Raw genomic sequence first — 20,861 nt, 5'->3', positions numbered from 1 at the left:
ACCGGCAGGCGTGGTCGGGGTGCGAGGACCGCCCTCCCTACGATGACCCGATGAGCTCCTTCGACGGCGTGACCATCCGGCCCGCGGTCCTCGACGACGGCGACGCCCTCGCCCGGCTGCACGTGGACTCGTGGGACGAGTCCTACGCCCACCTGGTCCCGGAGAAGGTCCGCGCCGAGCGGGAGGAGCACCTCGCCGAGCGGATCGAGGTGTGGCGCGAGATGGTCGCCCTCCACGACCGCACGCTGGTCGTCGAGGCCCCCGAGGGGTTGGTCGGCTTCGCCGGCGCCGGGGAGCCCGACGAGCTGGGGCTGCCGCTGCTCGCGCTCTACGTCCGCGCCCACTGGTGGGGCACCGGGCTCGGCCACCTGCTGCTCCAGGCCACCATCGACGAGGCGCCGTCCTACCTGTGGGTCCTGGAGGCCAACAAGCGGGCGATCCGCTTCTACGAGCACCACGGCTTCCACCCCGACGGCGCCGCCGAGGACGCCGAGGAGGGCCTGCACATCCGGATGGTCCGGCCATGACCCCGGCTGCTCGGCGCTTCGACCTGTCCGACCCCTCCTTCGACGTCACGTCGGCGACGGTCCACCGGGCGCGGGACGAGGACTGGTACGTCGAGACCAACTGGGGCTGGGCGGTCCTGCGGTACGACGAGGTGTCGGCGCTGCTGCGCGACCGCCGCTTCCGCCAGGGCAACGCCCGCTGGCCCGAGCAGAACGGCATCCACTCCGGGCTCTTCAGCGACTGGTGGAAGGAGACCCTGCTCAGCCTCGAGGGCGAGGACCACGCCCGCATCCGCCGGCTCATGGTCCCGGCGTTCCGGAAGAAGGCGATCGAGGCGATGCGCCCGCAGTTCCAGGCGCTCGCCGACGAGCTCGTCGACGGGTTCGCACCCCGCGGCAGCGTCGAGCTGATCTCGGAGTTCGCGGAGCCGTACGCCGCGCGGATCATCTGCCAGCTGCTCGGCCTGGACGAGGACCACTGGGAGCAGGTGGCGCACTGGGCCGACGACCTCGGCGCGTCGTTCTCCATCGACGTCGGCAACCAGGTGCCGCGCATCGAGGCGGCCCTGGAGGGCCTCCACGGGTATCTCGAGCAGGTCGTCGACGACCGGCGGGCGCACCCGCGTGACGACCTCGTGACGACCCTCGTCCAGGCCAGCGAGGAGGGCCCCGGCGGCGCGGAGCAGCGGCTGAGCCGCCACGAGCTGGGCGTCGCGCTGGTCTTCCTCGCCTTCGCCGGGATGGAGACCACCCGGAACCAGATCGGCCTGGCGGTCCAGACCCTGCTGCGCCACCCCGACCAGTGGCGGCTGCTCGGCGAGCGGCCGGAGCTCGGCGCCAACGCCGTCGAGGAGGTGATGCGGGTCAACCCGACCGTCACCTGGGTGACCCGCGAGGCGGTCGAGGACGTCGAGTTCCAGGGCCTGCACATCCCCCGCGGAGGGATCGTGCAGATGCTCTCCCACAGCGCCGGCACCGACCCCCGCGCCGTCCCCGACCCGTCGTTCGACATCACCCAGCAGCGGCCGCCGCACCACGGCTTCGGCGCGGGTGTGCACCACTGCCTCGGTCACTTCGTGGCCCGCACCGACATGGCCGTGGCCCTGCCCCTCCTCGCCCGCCGGATGCCGGACGCGCGGCCCGACGGGCCGGGCGAGTGGCTGCCGGTCTCCGGCAACACCGGCGCGTTGCGGTTCCCGGTCCGGTTCACGCCCGGTCGGTGACCGCCGGGTCCTGCAGCGCCTCGAGGGCCGCGATGAGGGTCCGGGCGTCCCAGGGGCCCTCGTGGCGGCGGTCCCCGACGAAGAACGTCGGCGTCCCCCGGGCACCGCTCGCAGCGGCGCTCTCCAGGTCGCGCCGCACCTGTGCACCGGTCTCCTCGTCCTGCAGGTCGCGCACGAACCGCTCGACGTCGAGCCCGAGCACGTCGGCGTGGCCGACGAGGTCCTCGTAGGCCAGCTGGTCCTGGTGGGCGAAGAGCCGGTCGTGCATGTCCCAGTACCGCCCCTGCCGGGCCGCGGCCTCGGCCGCCAGCGCCGCCAGCGGCGCGTGGGGGTGCACGTCCATGGGCAGGTGCCGGGTGACGTAGCGCAGCCGGTCGCCGAAGTGCTCGCGCACCTCGCGCGCCGACCCGGTCGCGCGGGCGCAGAAGGGGCACTCGTAGTCGAGGTACTCCACCAGCGTCAGCGGGGCATCCGCCGGGCCGCGGACGTGGTCGCGCTCCGGGTCGACGGGGTCGCTGAGGTACCGCGGGAGGGCGGCGTCGCCCTGGCCCAGGCGCCGGGCCGCGAAGCGGAAGACCGCCCATCCCACGGCGCTCGCCACGACCACCGACAGCAGGACGCCGACGGTGGCCTGGTCGCGCACCGGCCCGTCGTCGAAGGCGAGCCCCACGATGAGCAGCGAGACCGTGAAGCCGATGCCCGACAGGGCCCCGCCCGCGAAGACGTGCCCCATGCCCACGCCCTGCGGCAGCCGGCCCCACCCGGCCCGCACCGCGAGCACCGAGCCCAGGCCGATGCCGAGCAGCTTGCCGCCGACCAGACCGGCCACCACGCCCCACGTGACCGGCGAGGTGAGCGCGTCGCCCAGCACCCCGTCGCGGAGGTCGACGCCGGCGTTGGCCAGCGCGAAGAGCGGCACCACGACGTACCCGGCCCAGCCGTGCAGGGCCTCCTGCAGCCGCTCGTTGACCGAGATCGACCGGGTCAGCTCCTGGCGCGCCGAGCGCTGGACGGCCGGCATCGGTGACTGCCGGAAGGCGCGGAACCGCAGCGCCGCGGCCTCCACCTGCGCCCGGTCCGGCTCGGCGGCCGGCACCAGCAGGCCCGCCAGCATGCCGGCGATCGACGCGTGCAGACCTGACTCGAGGGTCGCCAGCCAGGCCAGCACGACGAGCGCGACGTACGGCGAGGCCCGCCACTGCCCCGCGCGGGAGAGCACCACCAGCCCGGCGAGGGCGGCCGCGGCGACCGCCAGCGGGCCGAGCGCCACCTCGTCGGTGTAGGCGAGCCCGATGACGCTCACGGCCACCACGTCGTCGATGACGGTCAGGGTCAGCAGGAAGATCCGCAGCTGCGTGGAGACCGCCGGCCCCACCAGCGCCAGCACACCCAGGAGGAACGCCGTGTCGGTGCCGATGACCGCGCCCCAGCCGGCCGCCGCCTCCCCCGAGGGGTTGATCGCCAGGTAGACCGCGGCGGGGACCAGCATGCCGCCGACGCCCGCGACGAGCGGCACCACGACCCGGCGCCGCTCGGTCAGCTCCCCGACGGCCAGCTCCCGGCGCACCTCGAGGCCGATGACGAAGAAGAAGACCACCATCAGGCCGTCGTTGATCCAGTGGTGGAGGTCCATCGCGATGCCGTCGGCCCCGACGGCCACCTCGACCGTGGTGTGCCACAGCGCCTCGTAGGCGCCCGACCAGGGCGAGTTGGCCCAGAGCAGGGCCAGCAGCGCCGAGGCGACGAGCAGGGCCGCGCTGGCGGACTCGGTCCGGATGAAGTCGCGGAGCCGCGCCGCGGCGCGTTCCTGGCGCTCGCGCACCACCACCTGCTCGCTCACGGCCGCAGCGCCCGGATCCGCTCGTCGAGGTCCCGGCGGGTACGCCGCTCGACCACCGCCTCGACCACCTCGATGCCTCCGTTCGGGCTGGCCAGGGCGTGCTCGAGCTCGGCGACGGTGTCCACGCGCCAGTGCGGGGTCCGGGTGGCGGCGCAGAGGCTGGCCAGGTCGACGCCGTGCGGGGTGCCGAAGAGCGCCTCGAACGGTCCGGCGTGCTCGGGCGCCCCCTGCTCCAGCATCGAGAAGATCGCGCCGCCGTCGTCGTTGGCGACCACGATGGTGAGGTCGGGCCGCTCCTCGTGCGGGCCGAGCACCAGGCCGCCGGAGTCGTGGAGGAACGTGACGTCCCCCATGAGGGCGAGGTTCCGGCTGCCGTGCGAGCGCCCGAGGGCGGCACCGACGGCGGAGGAGACGGTGCCGTCGATCCCGGCGAGGCCGCGGTTGGCGACGACCTTGCGCCGGTCCCCGACCTCGTAGCGGGCCACGACCAGGTCGAGGTCCCGGACCGGGCTGGACGCGCCGACGTACAGCAGCCCACCGGGTGGCACAGCGCGGCTCACCGCCGCGGCGACCTCGTGCGGCGTGAGCGCGGGCTCCGCGGCCAGCAGCCGGTCGAGCTGCCGGGCCACCGACCGGTCCGCCTCCAGCCACGCCGCCAGCCAGGCCGGGTCGTCCGTCCCGTCCGCCTCGACCGCGGCCACGTGGCGGTCGACCGGGAAGGGGCGCTCCGGCCAGGCTCCCCTGGTCGGCAACGAGACCACCTCGACGCCCTCACGGGAGAGCAGCCTGGTCACCGGCCGCGAGAGCGTGGGGTGGCCCGCGACGACGACCCGCTCGACGCTGCGGCCGAGGTCGGTGTCGAGGAGCAGGCGGTAGCAGCGCAGCGCGTGGTCGCCGGTGCGCGAGCCGGACGTCGGCTCGGCCAGCAGCGGCCACCCGGCCCGCTCGGCCAGCACCCGCGCCGGGGGGCCCGCGTCGTCGCCGGCCACCACGACGGTGCGCGGCCCGATCACGAGCCGCTCCGCGCGAAGCTCTCGAGACGGTCGCTGCGCGACCTCCTCGACCAGCGGGGGCTCCGGCTGCCAGCGGTCCTCGGGCACCAGCGGCTCGTCGAGCTGGACGTTGAGGTGCGTGGGCCCGTCGGCCTCCAGGACGAGGGCGTCGTCGGGGAGGTCCCGGGTGGTCACCAGCCGGCCGAAGATCCCCACCTGGTCGGTCGTCTGGTTGGCCCCGGTCCCCCGCAGGCGGGCGGGCCGGTCCGCGGTCAGCACGACGAGCGGGAGCCCCGTGTGGGCCGCCTCGAGCACCGCCGGGTGCAGGTTGGCCACCGCGGTGCCGGACGTGCAGAGCACCGCCGCCCGGGCGCCGACCTTGGTCAGCCCGAGGGCCAGGAAGCCCGCGGTCCGCTCGTCCACCCGAGTGTGCAGCCGGAGCAGCCCGGCCGCCGCGGCGTCGTGCGCGGCGAAGGAGAGGGGGGCGTTGCGCGAGCCCGGCGAGACGACGAGCTCGGTGACGCCCGCCTCGACGAGCGCCGTCAGCACCGAGCGGGCCAGCGCGGTGGAGGGGCTCACGAGCGGTGATCCTGCCCGAGGCCCCGCAGCGCCCGGACCTCGGCCAGCCGTGCCTGCCAGTGCGCCACCCGATCCGGCGCCGCGCTCGGGAAGTCCGCTGGGTCCACGGCCGCGGTCGGCAGCCGCACGGGCAGCGCGCCGCCGACCGGCAGCAGGGGGTCGCGGACGGTGTCGGCCGCCAGCAGCTGGGCGGTGGCCAGCCCGCAGGCGTACGGCAGGTCCGGCAACGCCGCCGCGAGTGCCACGCCCGCGGCGAGGCCCACGGAGCTCTCCAAGGCCGAGGAGACCACCACCGGCAGGCCGATGTCGTCGGCGATCCGCAGGCAGGCCCGGACGCCGCCGAGCGGCTGGACCTTGAGCACCGCGACGTCGGCGGCCTCGAGGTCGCGGACCCGGTACGGGTCGGCGGCCCGGCGGATCGACTCGTCCGCGGCGACGGGTACGTCGACCGCCCGGCGGACCGCCGCCAGCTCCTCGACGTCCGCGCACGGCTGCTCGACGTACTCCAGGCCCCCGGCCGCCCGGTCGAGCACCGGGAGCCGCGCCAGCGCCTCCTCGACGCTCCAGCCGCCGTTGACGTCGATCCGCACCTTGCCGGCCGGCCCGAGCGCGTCGCGCACCGCCTCCAGCCGTGCCTCGTCCTCCCCCGGGGCCTGCCCCGGCTCGGCCACCTTCACCTTCGCCGTGGTGCAGCCGCCGGCGACGACGATCGCGTGCGCCCGCGCGGCGTCGACGGCCGGGACGGTGACGTTGACCGGGACGCTGGTGCGCACCGGCGCCGGCCAGTCCCCCGCGGCCGCCTCCTCCGCGCAGCGCAGCCACGGCTCCGCCACGACCGGGTCGTACTCCAGGAACGGCGACCACTCCCCCCAGCCGGCCTCACCCGGGAGCAGGACGCCCTCGCGGACGGTGATCCCGCGGAACCGGGTGCGCATCGGCAGGCTGAAGACCCTCACGGCCGGTCCTCCACCATCGCACGCAGCGCGACCCGGTCGGGCTTGCCGTTGGCCAGGAGCGGCAGCTCCTCGAGCGCCACCAGCTGGCGCGGCGCCCACGCCCGCGGGTGCGCCTGCGCGACCCAGTCGCGTAGCTCGTCGAGCGAGAGCTCGCCGGTCGAGCCGGTCAAGCCTGTCGAGCCGGTCGAGGCCACGAACCCCACCAACCGGTTGCCCCACTCCTCGTCGGGCACGCCGAGGACCTCCGCCTCGCGGACGGCGGGGTGCTCCCGGAGCCGGGCCGCGACCGCCGGCGCGGGGACGTTGACCCCGCCGGTCACCACGACGTCGTCGAGCCGGCCGAGGACCTGCAGCCGGCCGTCCTCGTCGAGGCGGCCGGCGTCGGAGGTGAGGAACCACCCGTCGACGAGCACCTCGGCGGTGAGCGCCGGGTCGCCGTCGTACCCGGCGAAGAGGGTGGGGCCGGCCAGCCGGATGCGGCCGTCGCGGTCCAGCGCGAGACCGACCCCGTCCAGCGGCACCCCGTCGTACACGCAGCCGCCGGCGGTCTCGGCCGCGCCGTACGTCGCGACGACGTGGACCCCCGCCGCCGACGCGCGGTCGCGCAGCGCGGGGTCGACCGGGCCGCCGCCGAGCAGCACGGTGTGGAAGCCCGCGAGGGCCTCGACCGCGGCCGGGTCGTCCAGCATCCGCCGCAGCTGGGTCGGGACGAGGGAGGTGAACCGGTGCTCGGCCGTCATCGCCGCCGCGGCCGCGGCGAACGACTCGTGCTCCTCGACCAGGACCGGGCGGTGGCCGGCGACGAGCGACCGGGCGAGGACCTGCAGCCCCGCCACGTAGGCCGCCGGCAGGGCCAGCAGCCACTGCCCCGACGCTCCCAGCCGCCGGGCGCTGACCTCGACCGAGGCCAGGACCGCCCGGCGCGGCAGCACCACGCGCTTGGGCCGGCCGGTCGACCCGGAGGTCTCCACGACCCACGGCGCGGGCTCGTCGGCGGCCGCGAGCCACTGCTGCACCGACGTGCAGGTGCTCGACGCCCCGGCGCCCACGGTGTGCACGGTGTCCACGGAGGAACGCTAGCCCGTGCGCCCCGGGGCGCCGCCCGGCCGGGGCCTCGGGTTGAATCAGCCCTCGTGGCACGCACCCAGGACTGGATCGCCGGCGCCCGCCCGCGCACGCTCCCCGCGGCGGTGGCGCCGGTGCTCGCCGGCACCGGCGTCGCGGGCCACGTCGACGGCGCCGTCTGGTGGAAGGCGGCGCTGGCGCTCGTGGTGAGCCTGGCCCTGCAGGTGGCGGTCAACTACGCGAACGACTACTCCGACGGCGTGCGCGGCACCGACGCCGACCGGGTCGGTCCGATGCGGCTGGTCGGCTCCGGCACCGCCTCGCCGGCCGCGGTGAAACGGGCGGCGTTCCTCGCGTTCGGCGTCGCCGGCGTCGCCGGGCTGGTGCTGGCGGCCACCACCGCGTGGTGGCTCGTCGCGGTCGGGCTCGTCTGCGTGGCCGCGGCGTGGGGCTACACCGGCACCTCGCGGCCCTACGGCTACTCCGGCCTCGGCGAGGTCATGGTCTTCGTCTTCTTCGGGCTCGTCGCGGTGCTGGGGACGACCTACGTGCAGACCGGGACCTGGGACTCCGACGCGCTGCTGCCCAGCCTGGTCGCCGCCACCGGCATCGGCGCGCTCGCCTGCGCGATCCTGGTCGTCAACAACCTGCGCGACATCCCCACCGACGCCGTGGCCGGCAAGCGGACCCTCGCCGTCCGTCTGGGGGCCGGGCGCACCCGCCTGCTGTACGCCGGGCTGGTGCTGGTCGCGGGGCTCGCGGTGGTCGGCGTCGCGGCGCTGACCACCTGGTGGGCGCTGCTCGGCCTGCTCTTCCTCGCGCCGGTCGCGCCGGCCCTCCGGACGGTGCTCGGTGGGGCCGCCGGCCGCTCCCTGGTGCCGGTGCTCCAGCAGACCGGAACGGCGGAGCTGGCCTGGTCGGTGCTGGTGGCCGTGCCCCTGCTGCTGGCGGGGTAGTCCGCCAGCCCGGTCAGTCCACGTCCTCCTTGGCCTTCATCTCCTCGAAGGCGCGGGAGGCGCGGGCGGCGCGCTCCTCGACCCGCCGGGCGAAGGCCTCACGCGGGCCGCTGAGCAGGAAGTACGAGCCGATGCCGCTGGCGACGAGGGCGATCACCACCGCCCAGAGCACCGGCACCGTGTCGTCGAGGAGGTACCAGGCCCCCGCGACGATCCCGAGCGAGCCGAGGAAGAGCGCGAGGCGCAGGCCGGTGTAGACGAGGAACTCCTTCACCCCTCCAGGGTAGGCGCTCACCGGACGCCGCCTACCCTGGAGAGGTGCTGAAGTTCCTGCTCGTCGTCGCGGTGTTCGCCCTGATGACCTACGCCGTGATCCGGGTGATCCAGCGGCGTGGCGTGCTGCCCGCGGGCTCGAGCGGCCGGGACGCGCACCGTGGCCCCGACAGCCGTCGCCGGCCCGAGCCGCCGACGCGGCCGGTCGCCCCGGACGACGACGTCGACTTCCTCCGTGACCTCGACCGGAAGCGGCGGCACCCGGAGGACCCGGAGTCGTGAGCCGCCGGCCCGTCGCCACGACCGTGGCGGTCGCGACGCTCGCCGCTGCGCTCCTGACCGGCTGCACCTCCGAGGACGCCGGTCCCCCGCCCGACGAGGCACCCGTCTCGATGGGCTGGAACCGGCTGACCGACCCGGTCGCCGTCGACCTGCCCGCCGGCACCCCGATCGCGGGCACGGAGGGCGAGGTCGACCCGGACGAGCCCGTCCTGGTGAACTTCTGGGCCAGCTGGTGCGTGCCCTGCCAGAAGGAGATGCCGCTGCTGGTCGACGCCGCCGAGCGCGGCGACATCGAGGTGGTCGGCGTCTCGCTGGACCGCTTCGAGGACGAGGCCGTCGAGTTCCTCGGCGAGTACGGTGCCGACTACCCGAACTGGCGCGACCCCGACATGGACCTGATGTCGTCCTACGCCCCGGCGGTGAGCCCGGCCGGACTCCCCTCGTCGGTGCTCGTGGTGGACGGGGAGGTGGTCGCCTCGCACATCGGCGAGTTCACCACCCCCGACGACCTCTCAGCCGACCGGCTGCGCGAGCTCGCCGGCTGACGCCTGGCCGCTCACCGGGCCGCTCGCCGGGCTGCTCACCGCGGGCGCGGCGTACGCGTGCTGGCTGGTGGTCGAGAAGAAGTTGATCCCGATGAAGTTGAACCACAGCGTCGCGAGGCCCAGCAGCGCCAGGTAGGCCGCGTTGCGGCCCTTCCACCCGGCGGTGGCGCGCGCGTGGAGGTAGGCGGCGTAGACGACCCAGGTGATGAACGCCCAGACCTCCTTGGGGTCCCAGTTCCAGTACGACGACCACGCCTGGTGCGCCCAGATCGGACCGGTGATGAGGACCGCGAAGGTCCACACCGGGAAGGCGAAGGCGTGCATCCGGTAGGACACCCGGTCCAGCACGGGCGGCTGGGGCACCCGGGCGAGGTAGCCGGTCGTCGTCTGCGGCCGGCGCTCCTTGACCAGGTAGAGCACCGAGCAGATCCCGCCGAGCGTGAACGCACCGGTCGCGATGATCGCGGAGACGACGTGGATCACCAGCCACGGCGAGTAGAGCGCCTCCATGAGCGGAGCCACGGGGTCGTAGAGCCAGATCACCGCGGCCATCAGGCAGCTGAGGACGAAGCCGACGACGATCGGGCCCATCCAGGCCAGCGAGTAGCGGCGCAGCACCAGCAGGTAGCCGGCGGACACCACGAAGGTGCCGGCGAGGGTGAACTCGTACATGTTCCCCCAGGGCACCCGGTTCGGGTCCGCGGCCATCCCGCGGGCGACCAGGGCGAGGAGGTGGACCAGGGTCGCCACGACGGTCAGCAGGATCCCCAGACGCCCGAAGAGCGCCGTACGCCGCGCCGCGCCGTCGTCGGCACCGTCACCGTCACGTGCCGAGGGGTGGTCGGCCACCGCGACGGAGCCGCCGGCGGCGACCGGCACCTGGGCCGCGTCGGACACGGGGAGCTTGCGCAGCGCACTCCACTCGACGAGGTGCGCCAGCAGCGCCAGGAAGTAGACGACGCCGCAGGCGGCGACCGCCTGGTTGCTCAGTGTCTCCCACGCAGCGTCGCTCACGTCGTCCCCTGGCCCTTCGTCCGGTCGTTCTCTGGTCCCTGCAGCTGCGCCACCAGCTCCTCGACGACCGCGGTGACGTCGCCGCCGCCCGACCGGTCGAGCGCGGCGACCTCGACCAGTGTGCCGTCCCCGTCCGCACGGGCACGAACCCAGACGCGCCGCGGCCGGATGAACAGCGACCCGAGGAGGCCGACCAGCGCGAGCACGACGCCCGCGAGCGCGACGAGCTTGCCGGGGGTCTGGCTGATCTGGATGCGTTGCCAGTCCTCGAGGTCCTCGAAGGTCACGGTGCCCAGCCCGTTCGGGAGCTCGGCGGTCTCGCCCAGGCGCAGGTCCAGGCGGTACCGCTCGCCGTCGTCGGTCACCTTGACGGCATCTGACTTGTCGATGACGTAGACCGACTGGGAGGGCCCCTCGTCCATGTTGAGGTCGCCGGTCCACACCTCCATCGACAGCAGCGGGTTCGCCGCCTGGCCGAAGAGGTTCATCGGGTCGCCGTCCTCGCTCATGCCGAACGTCGGGTAGAGGAACCCCTCGAGCGCGATCTGCTGCGGGTCGGCGAACTGCGCCTTCACCACACCGAAGGACATCAGGCTCTGGTCCATCGGCAGGAAGGGTTGAGGGCCGCTCCAGGCCACGTCGCCGTTGCCGTCGCGGACCGTGACCACCGGCGCGTACCCGTGGCCGATGAGGAAGATGTCGGTGCGGCCGATCGTGAGCGGGTGGTTGACCCGCAGGTCGTACGCCTCCTCCTCGGCGCCGGGCTCCTCCCGGTAGCGCACGTCGGCGCTGAAGCCCCGCGCCTGGCCGGCTCCTCGGCCCTCGGTCAGCCAGTCGACGTCGAAGTCGTCGACGACGAAGCTGAACGGGTCGAGCTGGTCGGGGTCGAAGAGGCTGCCCGGCACGAAGTCGTCGTAGGAGGACAGCACGTTGCCGAAGCCCTTGCCGGTGACCAGGATGACGCCGCCCCGGTAGCCGAGGAGCCCACCGACGGCGAAGCCGACCAGGACCACGAGCACGGAGAGGTGGAAGAGCAGGTTGCCGGCCTCCCGCAGGTGGCCGCGCTCGGCGCTGACCGCGCCGTCGTCGCCGTCGTCGGCCCGGCGGAGCCGGTGGCCGCGGCGGAGCACCGCCCGGGCCCGGGCGAGGACCTGCTCGACGTCCTCGTCGGTGCGGTACGACGTGGAGTCCGGCAGGCGGGTGAGGTTGCGCGGGGCCCGCGGCGGCTGCGCGCGCAGGGCCCGCCAGTAGACGGCCGTGCGCGGGATGATGCAGCCGACCAGGGAGAGCATCAGCAGCAGGTAGATCGCCGAGAACCACGCCGAGCCGTAGACGTCGAAGAGGCCGAGCGCCTCGTAGACCGGCGTGAGCTTCGGGTGGTCCTCCTGCCACCGCGAGGTCTTGAGCGCGTCGACGCCCTCCTGGGGCACGATCGAGCCCGGCACGGCGGCGAGCGCGAGCAGCAGCAGGAGCACCAGCGCGGTGCGCATGGAGGTGAGCTGGCGCCAGGCGAAGCGGAGCAGCTCGCGCACGGTGAGCTCGCCGGGGCGGCGGTCCCCTCCCCGCTCGCGCCCGCGGTCCTCCTCCTGGGTCTCGCGAGGGTCCCTCACACCAGGGTCCCCGTCGTGCTGACCACCTCGGACTGGAGCCAGGCGACCGCGAGGTCCCACCAGCCGGTGACGAGGAGGAAGCCGACCACCACGAGCATCCCGCCGCCGGCCCGCATGATCACCGTCTGGTGCCGGCGGACCGCCGCGAAGGCGCCCATCGCGCGCCGGTAGGCCAGCGCGGCGGCGATGAACGGCAGCCCGAGCCCGAGCGCGTAGCAGACCGAGAGCAGCGCCCCCCGGCTCGCGGTGGCCTCGTAGAGAGACAGGGTGTTGATGGCGGCCAGCGTGGGACCCATGCAGGGGGTCCAGCCGAGGCCGAAGAGGAAGCCGAGCACCGGTGCGGCGGCGAGCCCGACCGCGGGCACCCGGTGCACCCGCCAGTCGCGCTGGAGGAACGAGAAGACCCCGGCGAAGGCGAGGCCGAGCACGATGGTCAGCGCGCCGAGGACGACGGTGATCTCACGGCGCCAGGCCAGCAGCCGGCTGCCGACCTCGCCGAAGAGCGCACCGAAGATGACGAAGACCACGGTGAAGCCGAGCACGAAGAGAACCGACCCCGCGAGCATCCGGCCGCGGCGGGCCTCGGCCTGACCACCGGCCAGGTCGGCCCCGGAGAGGCCGGTGGCGTAGCTGAGGTAGCCCGGCAGCAGCGGGATGACGCACGGCGAGAAGAAGGAGACCAGGCCGGCCACGAGGGCGACCGGGACGGCGAGCGCCAGCGAGCCGGAGAACGCCTGGTCCTGGAACCACTCACCCATCGGCGGTTCCGCCATCGTCGTCGGGCGACCCGGCGGCCACCTCGTCGACCAGGTCCACGAGCGTCTGCGTCGAGGGCAGCTTCCCCAGGATGCTCCCGGCGACCCGCCCCTCCTCGTCGAGGATGACGAAGGCGGGCACGGTCTGCGGCGTCAGCGTGCCCGGGAAGGCGAGGATCGAGGTGCCGGACGTGTCGTCGAACGACGGGTACGCGACGTCGAAGTCGTCCTCGTAGGCGCGTGCGTTGGCGGGGTTGTCGCGGATGTCGATCCCGACGAAGTGCGCCCGGTCGCCGAGCTCGGCCTGCGCCTCGTTGACGGCGTCCTGCTCCGCGATGCACTCCACGCACCAGCTGCCCCACACGCTCACCACCGTCGGCCTGCCGCGCAGGTCGGCCAGGTCGAGCGGCTCGCCGTCGAGGTCGGTGCCGGTCAGCTCGACCGGCTCGCCACGGTCCGCCGCGTCGAGGACCTGCACCTGGCCGGTCGCGGACACGTACCCCTTCTCGCCGGTGCCCTCGACCGAGGTGCACCCGCCCAGCGAGGGACCCAGGGCGAGCACGACCACGACGGCGGCCACGACCCGACGTACGGCGGTGACCGGGCGCCTCATGCGGGGGGCCGCTTTTCCTCGGGAGCGCCACCGGCCGAGAACGGGGCGTTGCGGTCCTGCACGGGGATGAGGTCACCGGCGGGCTCGCTGTAGGAGACCTGGGCGACCCGGTCGCCGACGAAGTGGAAGGAGGTCAGCGAGCACAGCGTGCACTGCCGCTTGCGCGGGTCGTGGAGGAAGGAGCGCCCTTCCACGTGCAGCCGGCTGATCCAGATCGGCAGCTGGTGGGAGACGACCACGGCCTCGTGGCCGGTCGCCGCGATCCGGGCGTCGTGGACGGCCGACATCATCCGGGCCACGACCTGCTTGTACGGCTCGCCCCAGGAGGGGCGCATCGGGTTCCACAGGTAGCGCCAGTTGCGGGGGTGGCGCAGGGCGGCCACCCCGGCGCCGAACTGCTTGCCCTCGAAGACGTTGGTGGACTCGATGACCCGCTCGTCGACCACCGGCTCCAGGCCCCGGGCCAGCGCGAGCGGGCGGGCGGTCTCCTGGACCCGCTCGAGCGGGGAGACGCGCATGTGCACGATGTCGCGGTCGCCCACGACGTCGGCGACCTTCTGCGCCATCTGCTGGCCGAGCTCGGAGAGGTGGAAGCCGTCGCGCCGGCCGTAGAGCACGCCCGTGGGGTTGAGCACCTCGCCGTGGCGCAGCAGGTGGACGATCGTGTCGGGGGTGCGGGTCACTGGTCCTCCATCGCGGCGGCCGCGGCGCGGGCGGCGTCGGGCAGGGCGTCGAGCACGGTCTGCACGGCCCGGTCGTCGTGCGCCGAGGAGAGGAACCACGCCTCGTACGCCGAGGGGGGCAGGTAGACGTGGCGCTCCAGCATGGCGTGGAAGAACGCGGCGTACCCGGCCGCGGAGGTGCGCGAGGCGTCCTCGAAGTCGCGGACCGGACCCTCGGCGAGGAAGACCGAGAACATGGTCCCGGCCGCCTGGACGGCGTGGGGGACGCCGGCGGCGGCCAGCGCCTCGGCGGCCGCTGCCTTGATCGTCTCCGCCGCCGCACCGATGTGGGTGTAGACGTCGTCGGTGGCCAGGCGCAGCGTCGCCAGCCCGGCGGTGGTGGCGACGGGGTTCCCCGAGAGCGTGCCGGCCTGGTAGACCGGCCCCTCGGGCGAGAGACGGGCCATCACGTCGGCGCGGCCGCCGAACGCCGCGGCCGGGAAGCCGCCGCCCATCACCTTGCCGAACGTGACGAGGTCGGGCCGCCACCCCTCGACGGCCCCGTCGAGGCCCCACTGGCCGGTCCGGGAGGCGCGGAAGCCGGTCATCACCTCGTCACTGACGAAGAGCGCGCCGTGCCGGCTGCAGGTCTCGGCGAGGAAGGCGTTGAAGCCGGGCTCGGGCGGGACGACGCCCATGTTGCCGGGGGCGGCCTCGGTGATGAGGCAGGCGATCCGGTCGCCGTGGTGGGCGAAGGCCTTCTCCACCGCGGCGCGGTCGTTGTAGGGCAGGACGATCGTCAGGTCCGTCGAGGACGCAGGGACGCCGGGGGTGCCGGGCACGGCGTGGGTCGCGAGGCCGGAGCCGGCCGACGCCAGCAGCGGGTCGACGTGGCCGTGGTAGCAGCCGGCGAACTTCACGACCACCTCGCGGCCGGTGAAGCCGCGGGCGAGCCGGATCGCCGACATGGTCGCCTCGGTGCCGGAGGAGACGAAGCGCACCCGGTCGACCGGCGCGCGGGCGACGATCTCCTCGGCGAGCTCGACCTCGGGCTCGGTCGGGGCGCCGTACGACGTCCCGCGCGCGACCGCCTCCTGCACGGCGGCCTGCACGTCGGGATGGGCGTGGCCGAGGAGCATCGGGCCCCACGAGCAGATCAAGTCGACGTACTCGTTGCCGTCGTGGTCGGTCAGCCAGGCGCCGCGCGCCGAGCGGATGAACCGGGGGGTGCCGCCCACCGCGTTGAAGGCGCGGACCGGTGAGTTCACCCCGCCCGGGGTGACCGCGCGGGCACGGGTGAAGAGGTCCTCGGACGCCGTCGTCGGGAAGGGCACCCTGCCATTGTCACCGACCGGCGGAAACCGGCGCTCCGGGGTTCCCGCTGCACCCCGGGGCCACGTGACCGGTTTCACCGGCGGCACCGCGGGGAACGCTCGTCCGAGGCCCGGAGCAGTCCCGGTCGTCCCACGAACTGGACGCAGGCGTAACCCCACCGTGAGACAGTTCGTTATGGACGTCACACCGGGCCGTGGAGGGAACGGGCCGGTCGGCAACGAGTGGAGTGGACGAATGTCGAACAAGCGCATCGGTCGCTGGCAGCGAGCGACGGCCCTGGTGCCGCTCGCCCTGCTCTCGACTGCCTGGACGGCGAGCCTGGCGGGCGTGGGAGCCCCCGTCACGGTCGCCGCCGACACCGCGGTGGCCCCCGAGTCGCTGCCCGACGGCACCTCCGTGCCGACGCAGGCGATCGAGGCGCCGGCCAGCGTCTCGTCCGGAGCGGCCGACTCGGTGGCACCTGGTGTCGCCGGCGACGCCACCGAGGTCGTGGCCACCGCCTCCAGCAACGACATCCCGTCCGCGGCGCTCGCGGCGTACCAGCGGGCCGAGACGGTCATCAACGCCGCCGACAAGACCTGCAACCTCACCTGGCAGCTCGTCGCGGCGATCGGGCGCGTCGAGTCCGACCACGGCCGCTTCGGCGGCAGCCGCCTCGACGACGAGGGCGTCGCCCGGCCGGGCATCTACGGCATCGCGCTGAACGGCAAGCGGAACACCGCGGCGATCCGCGACACCGACGCCGGCCAGTTCGACAACGACGGCGTCTGGGACCGCGCGGTCGGCCCCATGCAGTTCATCCCCTCCACCTGGTCGGTGGTCGGGGTGGACGCCGACGGCGACTCGCAGCGCAACCCGCAGGACGTCGACGACGCCGCCCTGGCGACCGCCGTCTACCTCTGCTCCGGCGGCGAGGACCTCTCGTCGAGCTCCGGCCAGCGTGGCGCGGTCTTCCGCTACAACCACTCCAACAGCTACGTCTCGCTGGTGCTGTCGGTGATGGAGGCCTACCTCGAGGGCGACTACATGTCGATCCCGAACGGCACCGTCGCCGCCGGCGTGATCGCTCCCTCGCCGACGCCGATGCCCGTCCCGCCGAAGCAGACCGGCCAGCCGCGCGGCGACGGCGGCCCGCAGATCAAGGGCCCGTCGGCACCGCAGCAGCAGCCGGAGGCCCAGGAGCCCCCGGCCCCGGCGCCCGAGCAGCCCTCGCCGACGCCGACCACCCCGCCCCCGGCCGGTGGCGGCGAGGAGCCCGGCGACAAGCCCAAGGGCGGGCTCGGCATCCCCGGTGCGCCGACGCCGTCCCTCCCGCCGCTGCCCTCGACCAACATCAAGCCGGTCGACGACGTCCTGAGCCTCGCCCAGGCCATCGTGCAGTGCACGCTGGACGGCTACATCGACAACATCCTGAAGAAGGGCGACCCCTTCGACCAGTGCGTGGTGCGTTACACCACCGACTAGTCGGCCCCCGAGCACGAAGGCCCCTCCCGTACGCCGGTGAGGGGCCTTCGTCCGTCTCGGCCGGGGGAGGCACGGCCTGTCGCGACGTGCAGACCACCCCGGCATTCGTCGGGAGCCCGCAACTCTCGGAGCGGTTCGTCGGTCCCACCAGCGTCCGACCACCACCGAACCCTTGGGAGCAGGACTCGTGCCAGACGTCAGCAATTCCCCTGAGGACACCGGCTGGACGGAGCGTTCTCGTCGACGCCGGCGCTGGCGCTGGCGCTGGCGGGCCACCGTCCTCGCCGGCGCCACGCTGGCCACGGTGGCCGTCGTGACCGGCACGCTCATGGTGACCGATGATGGCAGTCGGCGATCGCCCGCGACAGCCGAGGCAGACGGTCCGCTGTCGAGCGCACCGCCCAGCGACCACGACGACCTCTCGGCCGCCGAGATCGTCGACCACCCCGACGCCGTCCTCGCCGATCTCGTCGTGGCGCCCGGGAACGACCGGGTGCGGGCCGCCGTGTGGCGACTGTGCCGGGACGAGGACTGTCGCCTCTCCCGACGAGCGGTGACCGTGACCGCCGATGGCTTCCGGACCCGTTCGGACTTCGTCGTCGGAGCGACGCCGCTCATCCGAGCGCTGTCGGGGCATGCGTTCCACGTCGGCTGGAACCCGTCCTCCCAGCTGGTCGTGCGCAGCGACGGCAGCACCCTCCCCATCGAGTTCGACGACGCCGTCAGGCCGCAGAGAAAGGGCGAGGAGCTCCTCGGCAACTTCTACGGTGCCGGGCGGTTCGGCGCGGTGGACCCCGTGACCGGCCGCGCGCACGCCATCCCGGTGCCGAAGGGACTCACCCAGCTGGTCGCCCAACCTGACGGGACCCTGCTCGGCACTGTCCGGGCGGAGGAACCCGGCACCGTCCGCGTCGTGTGGTCCACCGACGGAGGCGGCAGGTGGCAGGGTCAGCTGCTCGACACGGTCGGCCGCCCGCTCGTGACGGCCCTGCCCTCCGCGCGACCCGGGGCACTGGCCGTCGTCGAGGGCTCTGACGGCACCACGTTGTTCCCGTTGCTGCGGGTGCACCGCTCGCTCGACGGCGGCGCCACCTGGGAGAGCTTCGACCTGCGAACTGATCCTCAGGCGTACCTGGGGACGGCCGCGGTGCTGCCGGACGGACGTCTGCTCGTCGACATCCAGGCATGGAGCGACCAGCGGCCGAACCAGCCCAGCGCCGAGCCGGTCGGGCTGCACGCCAGCGACGGCGCGCGGTGGTCCGCATTGGCCCCGGTCGACCTCGGCGACCCGTTCGCCCCTGATCCCGACGCGCACGCAGCGCCTGCCCTGCAGGTCGTCGGCATGAGCGCCCGCCCGACAAGGGTGGAGGTCCTCGCGCGGCTCCTCACGGACGACGCCGCCGGCGACACGCTGTTCGTCTCCCGCGACGGCGGCGAGAGCTGGGAGGATCTCGCCGCACGCTAACGGCGGCGATGCCGACCTTCCGTCGGGCGACGCTCAGCGGAGCAGGCGAGCCGCCTCCGCAGCCCAGTAGGTGAGCACCACGTCGGCGCCGGCGCGGCGGATGGAGGTCAGCGCCTCGAGGATCGCGGGCTCGCGGTCGATCCAGCCGTGGGCGGCAGCCGCCTCGAGCATGGCGTACTCGCCGGAGACGTTGTACGCCGCGACGGGGACGTCGACGGCCTCCCGCACCCGGCGCACCACGTCGAGGTAGGACAGGGCCGGCTTCACCATGACCAGGTCGGCGCCCTGCTCGACGTCGAGCAGCGCCTCACGGACGCCCTCCACCGCGTTGGCCGGGTCCTGCTGGTAGGTCCGCCGGTCGCCGACCAGCGAGGAGCCGACGGCCTCGCGGAAGGGGCCGAAGAACGCCGAGGCGTACTTCGCGGAGTAGGCCAGGACCGAGACGTCGGTGTGGGCGGCCCCGTCGAGGGCCGCCCGCACGACGGCGACCTGGCCGTCCATCATCCCGCTCGGGCCGACCATGTCGACGCCGGCGTCGGCCTGGGCGAGCGCCATCTCGGCGTACCGCTCCAGCGTCCGGTCGTTGTCGACCCGGCCGTCCGGGGTCAGCAGGCCGCAGTGGCCGTGGTCGGTGAACTCGTCGAGGCACAGGTCGCTCATCACGGTCAGCGCGTCGCCGACCTCCGCCACCACGTCGGTGATGGCCAGGTTGAGCACGCCCGCCGGGTCGATGGCACCGGAGCCGGTCGCGTCCTTCTCGGCGGGGATGCCGAAGAGCATCACGCCACCCAGGCCCAGCTCGGCCGCCTCGGCGGCCGCCGCGAGCAACGTCGACCGGGTGTGCTGGACCACGCCCGGCATCGAGGAGATCGGCTGCGGCTCGTCGATGCCCTCGCGCACGAAGAGCGGCAGCACCAGCTGCCGGGCCTCGAGCGACGTCTCGGCCACCATCCGCCGCAGCGCCGGCGTGGTGCGCAGGCGCCGCGGACGGACGACGGGACGGACCAGCTCCGGACCGGCCTCGGACATCAGGAGGAGGTCGCCTTGCTGCGCCGCGCCGACGGCTTGCGCTCCGAGGGACGCGTCACCGGCTGCCCGGCCTCGACCAGCGCCGCGCGCCGCGCCGCGCCGAAGTCGGCGAGCGCGTCGACGAGCTCCTCGACGTCCGGCTTGCCGGCCAGGACGTCGACCCGCAGGCCGTGCTCCTCGGCGGTCTTCGCGGTCTGCGGTCCGATCACGGCGATCACCGTCGACGGGTGCGGCTTGCCGGCGATGCCGACCAGGTTGCGCACCGTCGAGGAGGAGGTGAAGACCACCGCGTCGAACTTGCCGCTCTTGATCGCGTCGCGCACCGGCGCCGGCGGGGGCGTGGCCCGGACGGTGCGGTACGCCGTGACGTCGTCGCACTCCCACCCGAGGTCGATCAGGCCGGCGACGAGGGTCTCGGTCGCGATGTCGGCGCGGGGCAGGAAGACCCGGTTGATCGGGTCGAGCACCTCGTCGTACTCCGGCCACACCTCGAGCAGGCCGGCCGCGGACTGCTGCTCGGTCGGCACCAGGTCCGCCCGCAGGCCCCAGTCGGCGATCGCCTGGGCGGTCTTGTCCCCGACCGCGGCGATCTTGAGGCCGGAGAAGGCCCGGGCGTCGAGGCCGTACTCCTCGAACTTCTCCCGCACCGCCTTGACGGCGTTGACGGAGGTGAAGGCGATCCACTCGTAGCGGCCCTCGACCAGGCCGCGCACGGCCTTGTCCATCTGGAGCGGGTTGCGCGGCGGCTCGACCGAGATGGTCGGCACCTCCTCGGGGACCGCGCCGTAGCCGCGCAGCCGGGCGGAGAGGGCACCGGCCTGGTCCTTGGTGCGCGGCACCAGCACCCGCCAGCCGAAGAGCGGCTTGGTCTCGAACCACGACAGCGTCTCGCGCAGGTCGACGACGTCGCCGACCACCGTGATCGCGGGCGGGGCCATCCGGGCGGCGCGGGCGTCGGCCGCGATGTCGGCGAGCGTGGAGCACACCGTGGCCTGGCCGGTGGTCGTGCCCACCCGGGTCATCGCGACCGGGGCCTGCGGGCTCCGGCCTGCGGCGACGAGCGCCTTGGCGATCTCGCCGATCTGACCGACGGCCGAGAGCAGCACCAGGGTGCGGTCGTCGGCGTACTGGCTCCAGTCGACCTTCTCGCCGCAGGTCACCACCGCCACCTCCCGGTGGTCCTTGGTGGTGAGCGGGATGCCGGCGTACGCCGGGACGGCGCTCACCGAGGAGACCCCGGGAACGATCTCGAAGCCGATGCACGCCTTCGAGCAGGCCTGCGCCTCCTCGGGCCCGGAGGCGTAGAGGAACGGGTCGCCGGTCATCAGCCGGACGACGCGCAGCCCGCGCTTGGCCTGCTTGACGACGACCTTGGCACGAGCGGCGTGGGTCAGCGGCTGCCCGTCCTCGCCGAAGCCGCCGTCGACGAGCTCCGGCCCGGTGACGTCGCCCTCGGCCGGTTCGACGCCCTCGACGGGCTCGCGGAGGCCGAGCAGGGCGCGCACCAAGGCGGCGTGCTCGGGCGCCTCGGTCACCACGACGTCGGCCTGGCGGATCAGCTCCACCGCACGCACGGTCAGCAGGTCGGGGTCGCCGGGACCGCTGCCGACGAACGACACCCACCCCTTGGTCGGGCCCTTCGTCATGTCCTTGGTCGTGCCCTTGCTCGTGCCCTTGCTCATGCCCTTGCCCTCGCT

At 74.2% G+C, this 20,861-nt stretch carries 20 protein-coding genes; 7 read left to right on the top strand and 13 right to left on the bottom strand.

Translation table 11 applies throughout. From position 1 onward, the window contains the following. Positions 1-50: 50 nt before the first annotated feature. Together ACSMHG_RS06575 and ACSMHG_RS06570 are read left to right on the top strand one after the other, a co-directional pair. Positions 51-527, top strand: a complete 477-nt coding sequence (locus ACSMHG_RS06575; protein WP_435742907.1) for a GNAT family N-acetyltransferase — start codon at positions 51-53, stop codon at positions 525-527. Continuing rightward, the gene (locus ACSMHG_RS06570; protein ID WP_435742905.1) at positions 524-1,729 is read left to right on the top strand and encodes a cytochrome P450; all 1,206 of its coding nucleotides are present in this window, start codon (positions 524-526) and stop codon (positions 1,727-1,729) included. The genes ACSMHG_RS06575 and ACSMHG_RS06570 overlap by 4 nt, the downstream gene beginning before the upstream one ends. On the opposite strand, the gene nhaA is transcribed toward ACSMHG_RS06570, so the two are convergent. Genes nhaA through ACSMHG_RS06550 form a run of 4 tightly spaced genes read right to left on the bottom strand, consistent with a single transcriptional unit; the run spans position 1,713 to position 7,163 of the window. After that, complete coding sequence (nhaA, locus tag ACSMHG_RS06565; RefSeq protein WP_435742903.1) at positions 1,713-3,569, bottom strand: Na+/H+ antiporter NhaA; 1,857 nt, start codon at positions 3,567-3,569, stop codon at positions 1,713-1,715. The two genes, ACSMHG_RS06570 and nhaA, sit on opposite strands and share 17 nt — an antisense overlap. Next, on the bottom strand, positions 3,566-5,140 hold the full coding sequence (menD, locus tag ACSMHG_RS06560) for a 2-succinyl-5-enolpyruvyl-6-hydroxy-3-cyclohexene-1-carboxylic-acid synthase (RefSeq protein ID WP_435742901.1): 1,575 nt from the start codon (positions 5,138-5,140) through the stop codon (positions 3,566-3,568). Before menD ends, nhaA begins: the two co-directional genes overlap by 4 nt. Then, positions 5,137-6,096 (bottom strand): o-succinylbenzoate synthase, encoded by a 960-nt coding sequence (locus tag ACSMHG_RS06555; protein ID WP_435742899.1) that lies wholly within the window; start codon positions 6,094-6,096, stop codon positions 5,137-5,139. The genes menD and ACSMHG_RS06555 overlap by 4 nt, the downstream gene beginning before the upstream one ends. Next, a complete protein-coding gene (locus tag ACSMHG_RS06550; protein ID WP_435742897.1) occupies positions 6,093-7,163 on the bottom strand; it encodes an AMP-binding protein in 1,071 nt (356 codons plus the stop codon). Before ACSMHG_RS06550 ends, ACSMHG_RS06555 begins: the two co-directional genes overlap by 4 nt. A gap of 66 nt (positions 7,164-7,229) precedes the next feature. Between ACSMHG_RS06550 and ACSMHG_RS06545 the strand changes: the two genes are divergently transcribed. Further along, positions 7,230-8,117 (top strand): 1,4-dihydroxy-2-naphthoate polyprenyltransferase, encoded by an 888-nt coding sequence (locus tag ACSMHG_RS06545; protein WP_435742895.1) that lies wholly within the window; start codon positions 7,230-7,232, stop codon positions 8,115-8,117. Positions 8,118-8,130: 13 nt separating this feature from the next. On the opposite strand, the gene ACSMHG_RS06540 is transcribed toward ACSMHG_RS06545, so the two are convergent. Further along, complete coding sequence (locus tag ACSMHG_RS06540) at positions 8,131-8,391, bottom strand: DUF4229 domain-containing protein (RefSeq protein ID WP_435742893.1); 261 nt, start codon at positions 8,389-8,391, stop codon at positions 8,131-8,133. Between the two features lie 44 nt (positions 8,392-8,435). On the opposite strand from ACSMHG_RS06540, the gene ACSMHG_RS06535 reads away from it, so the two are divergent. Both ACSMHG_RS06535 and ACSMHG_RS06530 read left to right on the top strand, forming a co-directional pair. Then, positions 8,436-8,672 carry a hypothetical protein gene (locus ACSMHG_RS06535; RefSeq protein ID WP_435742891.1) on the top strand — a complete coding sequence of 79 codons (237 nt, stop codon included), beginning with the start codon at positions 8,436-8,438 and terminating at the stop codon, positions 8,670-8,672. Beyond that, positions 8,669-9,217 carry a TlpA family protein disulfide reductase gene (locus tag ACSMHG_RS06530; RefSeq protein ID WP_435742889.1) on the top strand — a complete coding sequence of 183 codons (549 nt, stop codon included), beginning with the start codon at positions 8,669-8,671 and terminating at the stop codon, positions 9,215-9,217. Before ACSMHG_RS06535 ends, ACSMHG_RS06530 begins: the two co-directional genes overlap by 4 nt. Here the strand turns inward: ACSMHG_RS06530 and ccsB are convergent. The 6 genes from ccsB to hemL are packed head-to-tail and all read right to left on the bottom strand — an operon-like array spanning position 9,185 to position 15,205. Further along, positions 9,185-10,231 (bottom strand): c-type cytochrome biogenesis protein CcsB, encoded by a 1,047-nt coding sequence (gene ccsB, locus ACSMHG_RS06525; protein ID WP_435742887.1) that lies wholly within the window; start codon positions 10,229-10,231, stop codon positions 9,185-9,187. The genes ACSMHG_RS06530 and ccsB overlap by 33 nt on opposite strands. After that, positions 10,228-11,841, bottom strand: a complete 1,614-nt coding sequence (resB, locus tag ACSMHG_RS06520) for a cytochrome c biogenesis protein ResB (protein WP_435742885.1) — start codon at positions 11,839-11,841, stop codon at positions 10,228-10,230. The genes ccsB and resB overlap by 4 nt, the downstream gene beginning before the upstream one ends. Then, entirely contained in the window at positions 11,838-12,599 is a 762-nt protein-coding gene (locus ACSMHG_RS06515) for a cytochrome c biogenesis CcdA family protein (protein ID WP_435742883.1), read from the bottom strand. The genes resB and ACSMHG_RS06515 overlap by 4 nt, the downstream gene beginning before the upstream one ends. Beyond that, positions 12,592-13,209: a TlpA family protein disulfide reductase gene (locus ACSMHG_RS06510; protein WP_435742881.1), complete on the bottom strand. Its 618-nt coding sequence runs from the start codon at positions 13,207-13,209 to the stop codon at positions 12,592-12,594. The genes ACSMHG_RS06515 and ACSMHG_RS06510 overlap by 8 nt, the downstream gene beginning before the upstream one ends. Beyond that, complete coding sequence (locus ACSMHG_RS06505) at positions 13,206-13,892, bottom strand: histidine phosphatase family protein (protein ID WP_435742879.1); 687 nt, start codon at positions 13,890-13,892, stop codon at positions 13,206-13,208. Before ACSMHG_RS06505 ends, ACSMHG_RS06510 begins: the two co-directional genes overlap by 4 nt. Then, the gene (gene hemL, locus ACSMHG_RS06500; protein ID WP_435742877.1) at positions 13,889-15,205 is read right to left on the bottom strand and encodes a glutamate-1-semialdehyde 2,1-aminomutase; all 1,317 of its coding nucleotides are present in this window, start codon (positions 15,203-15,205) and stop codon (positions 13,889-13,891) included. Before hemL ends, ACSMHG_RS06505 begins: the two co-directional genes overlap by 4 nt. 235 nt (positions 15,206-15,440) lie before the next feature. Between hemL and ACSMHG_RS06495 the strand changes: the two genes are divergently transcribed. Together ACSMHG_RS06495 and ACSMHG_RS06490 are read left to right on the top strand one after the other, a co-directional pair. Continuing rightward, the gene (locus ACSMHG_RS06495) at positions 15,441-16,670 is read left to right on the top strand and encodes a lytic transglycosylase domain-containing protein (protein ID WP_435742875.1); all 1,230 of its coding nucleotides are present in this window, start codon (positions 15,441-15,443) and stop codon (positions 16,668-16,670) included. A 187-nt stretch (positions 16,671-16,857) separates the two neighbouring features. After that, a complete protein-coding gene (locus ACSMHG_RS06490) occupies positions 16,858-18,135 on the top strand; it encodes a sialidase family protein (protein WP_435742873.1) in 1,278 nt (425 codons plus the stop codon). 33 nt (positions 18,136-18,168) lie between these two features. Here ACSMHG_RS06490 and hemB read toward each other — a convergent pair whose 3' ends face one another. Beyond that, positions 18,169-19,164, bottom strand: coding sequence for a porphobilinogen synthase (gene hemB, locus ACSMHG_RS06485; protein WP_435742871.1), 996 nt, complete (start codon positions 19,162-19,164; stop codon positions 18,169-18,171). Further along, a complete protein-coding gene (locus tag ACSMHG_RS06480; protein WP_435742961.1) occupies positions 19,164-20,846 on the bottom strand; it encodes a bifunctional uroporphyrinogen-III C-methyltransferase/uroporphyrinogen-III synthase in 1,683 nt (560 codons plus the stop codon). The genes hemB and ACSMHG_RS06480 overlap by 1 nt, the downstream gene beginning before the upstream one ends. Positions 20,847-20,861: the final 15 nt, after the last annotated feature.

The sequence above is a fragment of the Nocardioides ureilyticus genome, from assembly GCF_051280745.1.
In the GTDB taxonomy this organism is placed as follows: Bacteria; Actinomycetota; Actinomycetes; order Propionibacteriales; family Nocardioidaceae; genus Nocardioides.
Note: the sequence above shows the minus strand (reverse complement) of the source record. Positions and strands in the feature narration are given on the sequence as shown.

Bases quoted from the DNA above. Each gene is read 5' to 3' on its own strand.
- ACSMHG_RS06575 (WP_435742907.1), top strand. From the start codon at position 51: ATGAGCTCCTTCGACGGCGTGACCATCCGGCCCGCGGTCCTCGACGAC.
- ACSMHG_RS06570 (WP_435742905.1), top strand. From the start codon at position 524: ATGACCCCGGCTGCTCGGCGCTTCGACCTGTCCGACCCCTCCTTCGAC.
- ACSMHG_RS06515 (WP_435742883.1), bottom strand. From the start codon at position 12,599: ATGGGTGAGTGGTTCCAGGACCAGGCGTTCTCCGGCTCGCTGGCGCTC.
- ACSMHG_RS06510 (WP_435742881.1), bottom strand. From the start codon at position 13,209: ATGAGGCGCCCGGTCACCGCCGTACGTCGGGTCGTGGCCGCCGTCGTG.
- ACSMHG_RS06495 (WP_435742875.1), top strand. From the start codon at position 15,441: ATGTCGAACAAGCGCATCGGTCGCTGGCAGCGAGCGACGGCCCTGGTG.
- hemB (WP_435742871.1), bottom strand. From the start codon at position 19,164: ATGTCCGAGGCCGGTCCGGAGCTGGTCCGTCCCGTCGTCCGTCCGCGG.
- ACSMHG_RS06480 (WP_435742961.1), bottom strand. From the start codon at position 20,846: ATGAGCAAGGGCACGAGCAAGGGCACGACCAAGGACATGACGAAGGGC.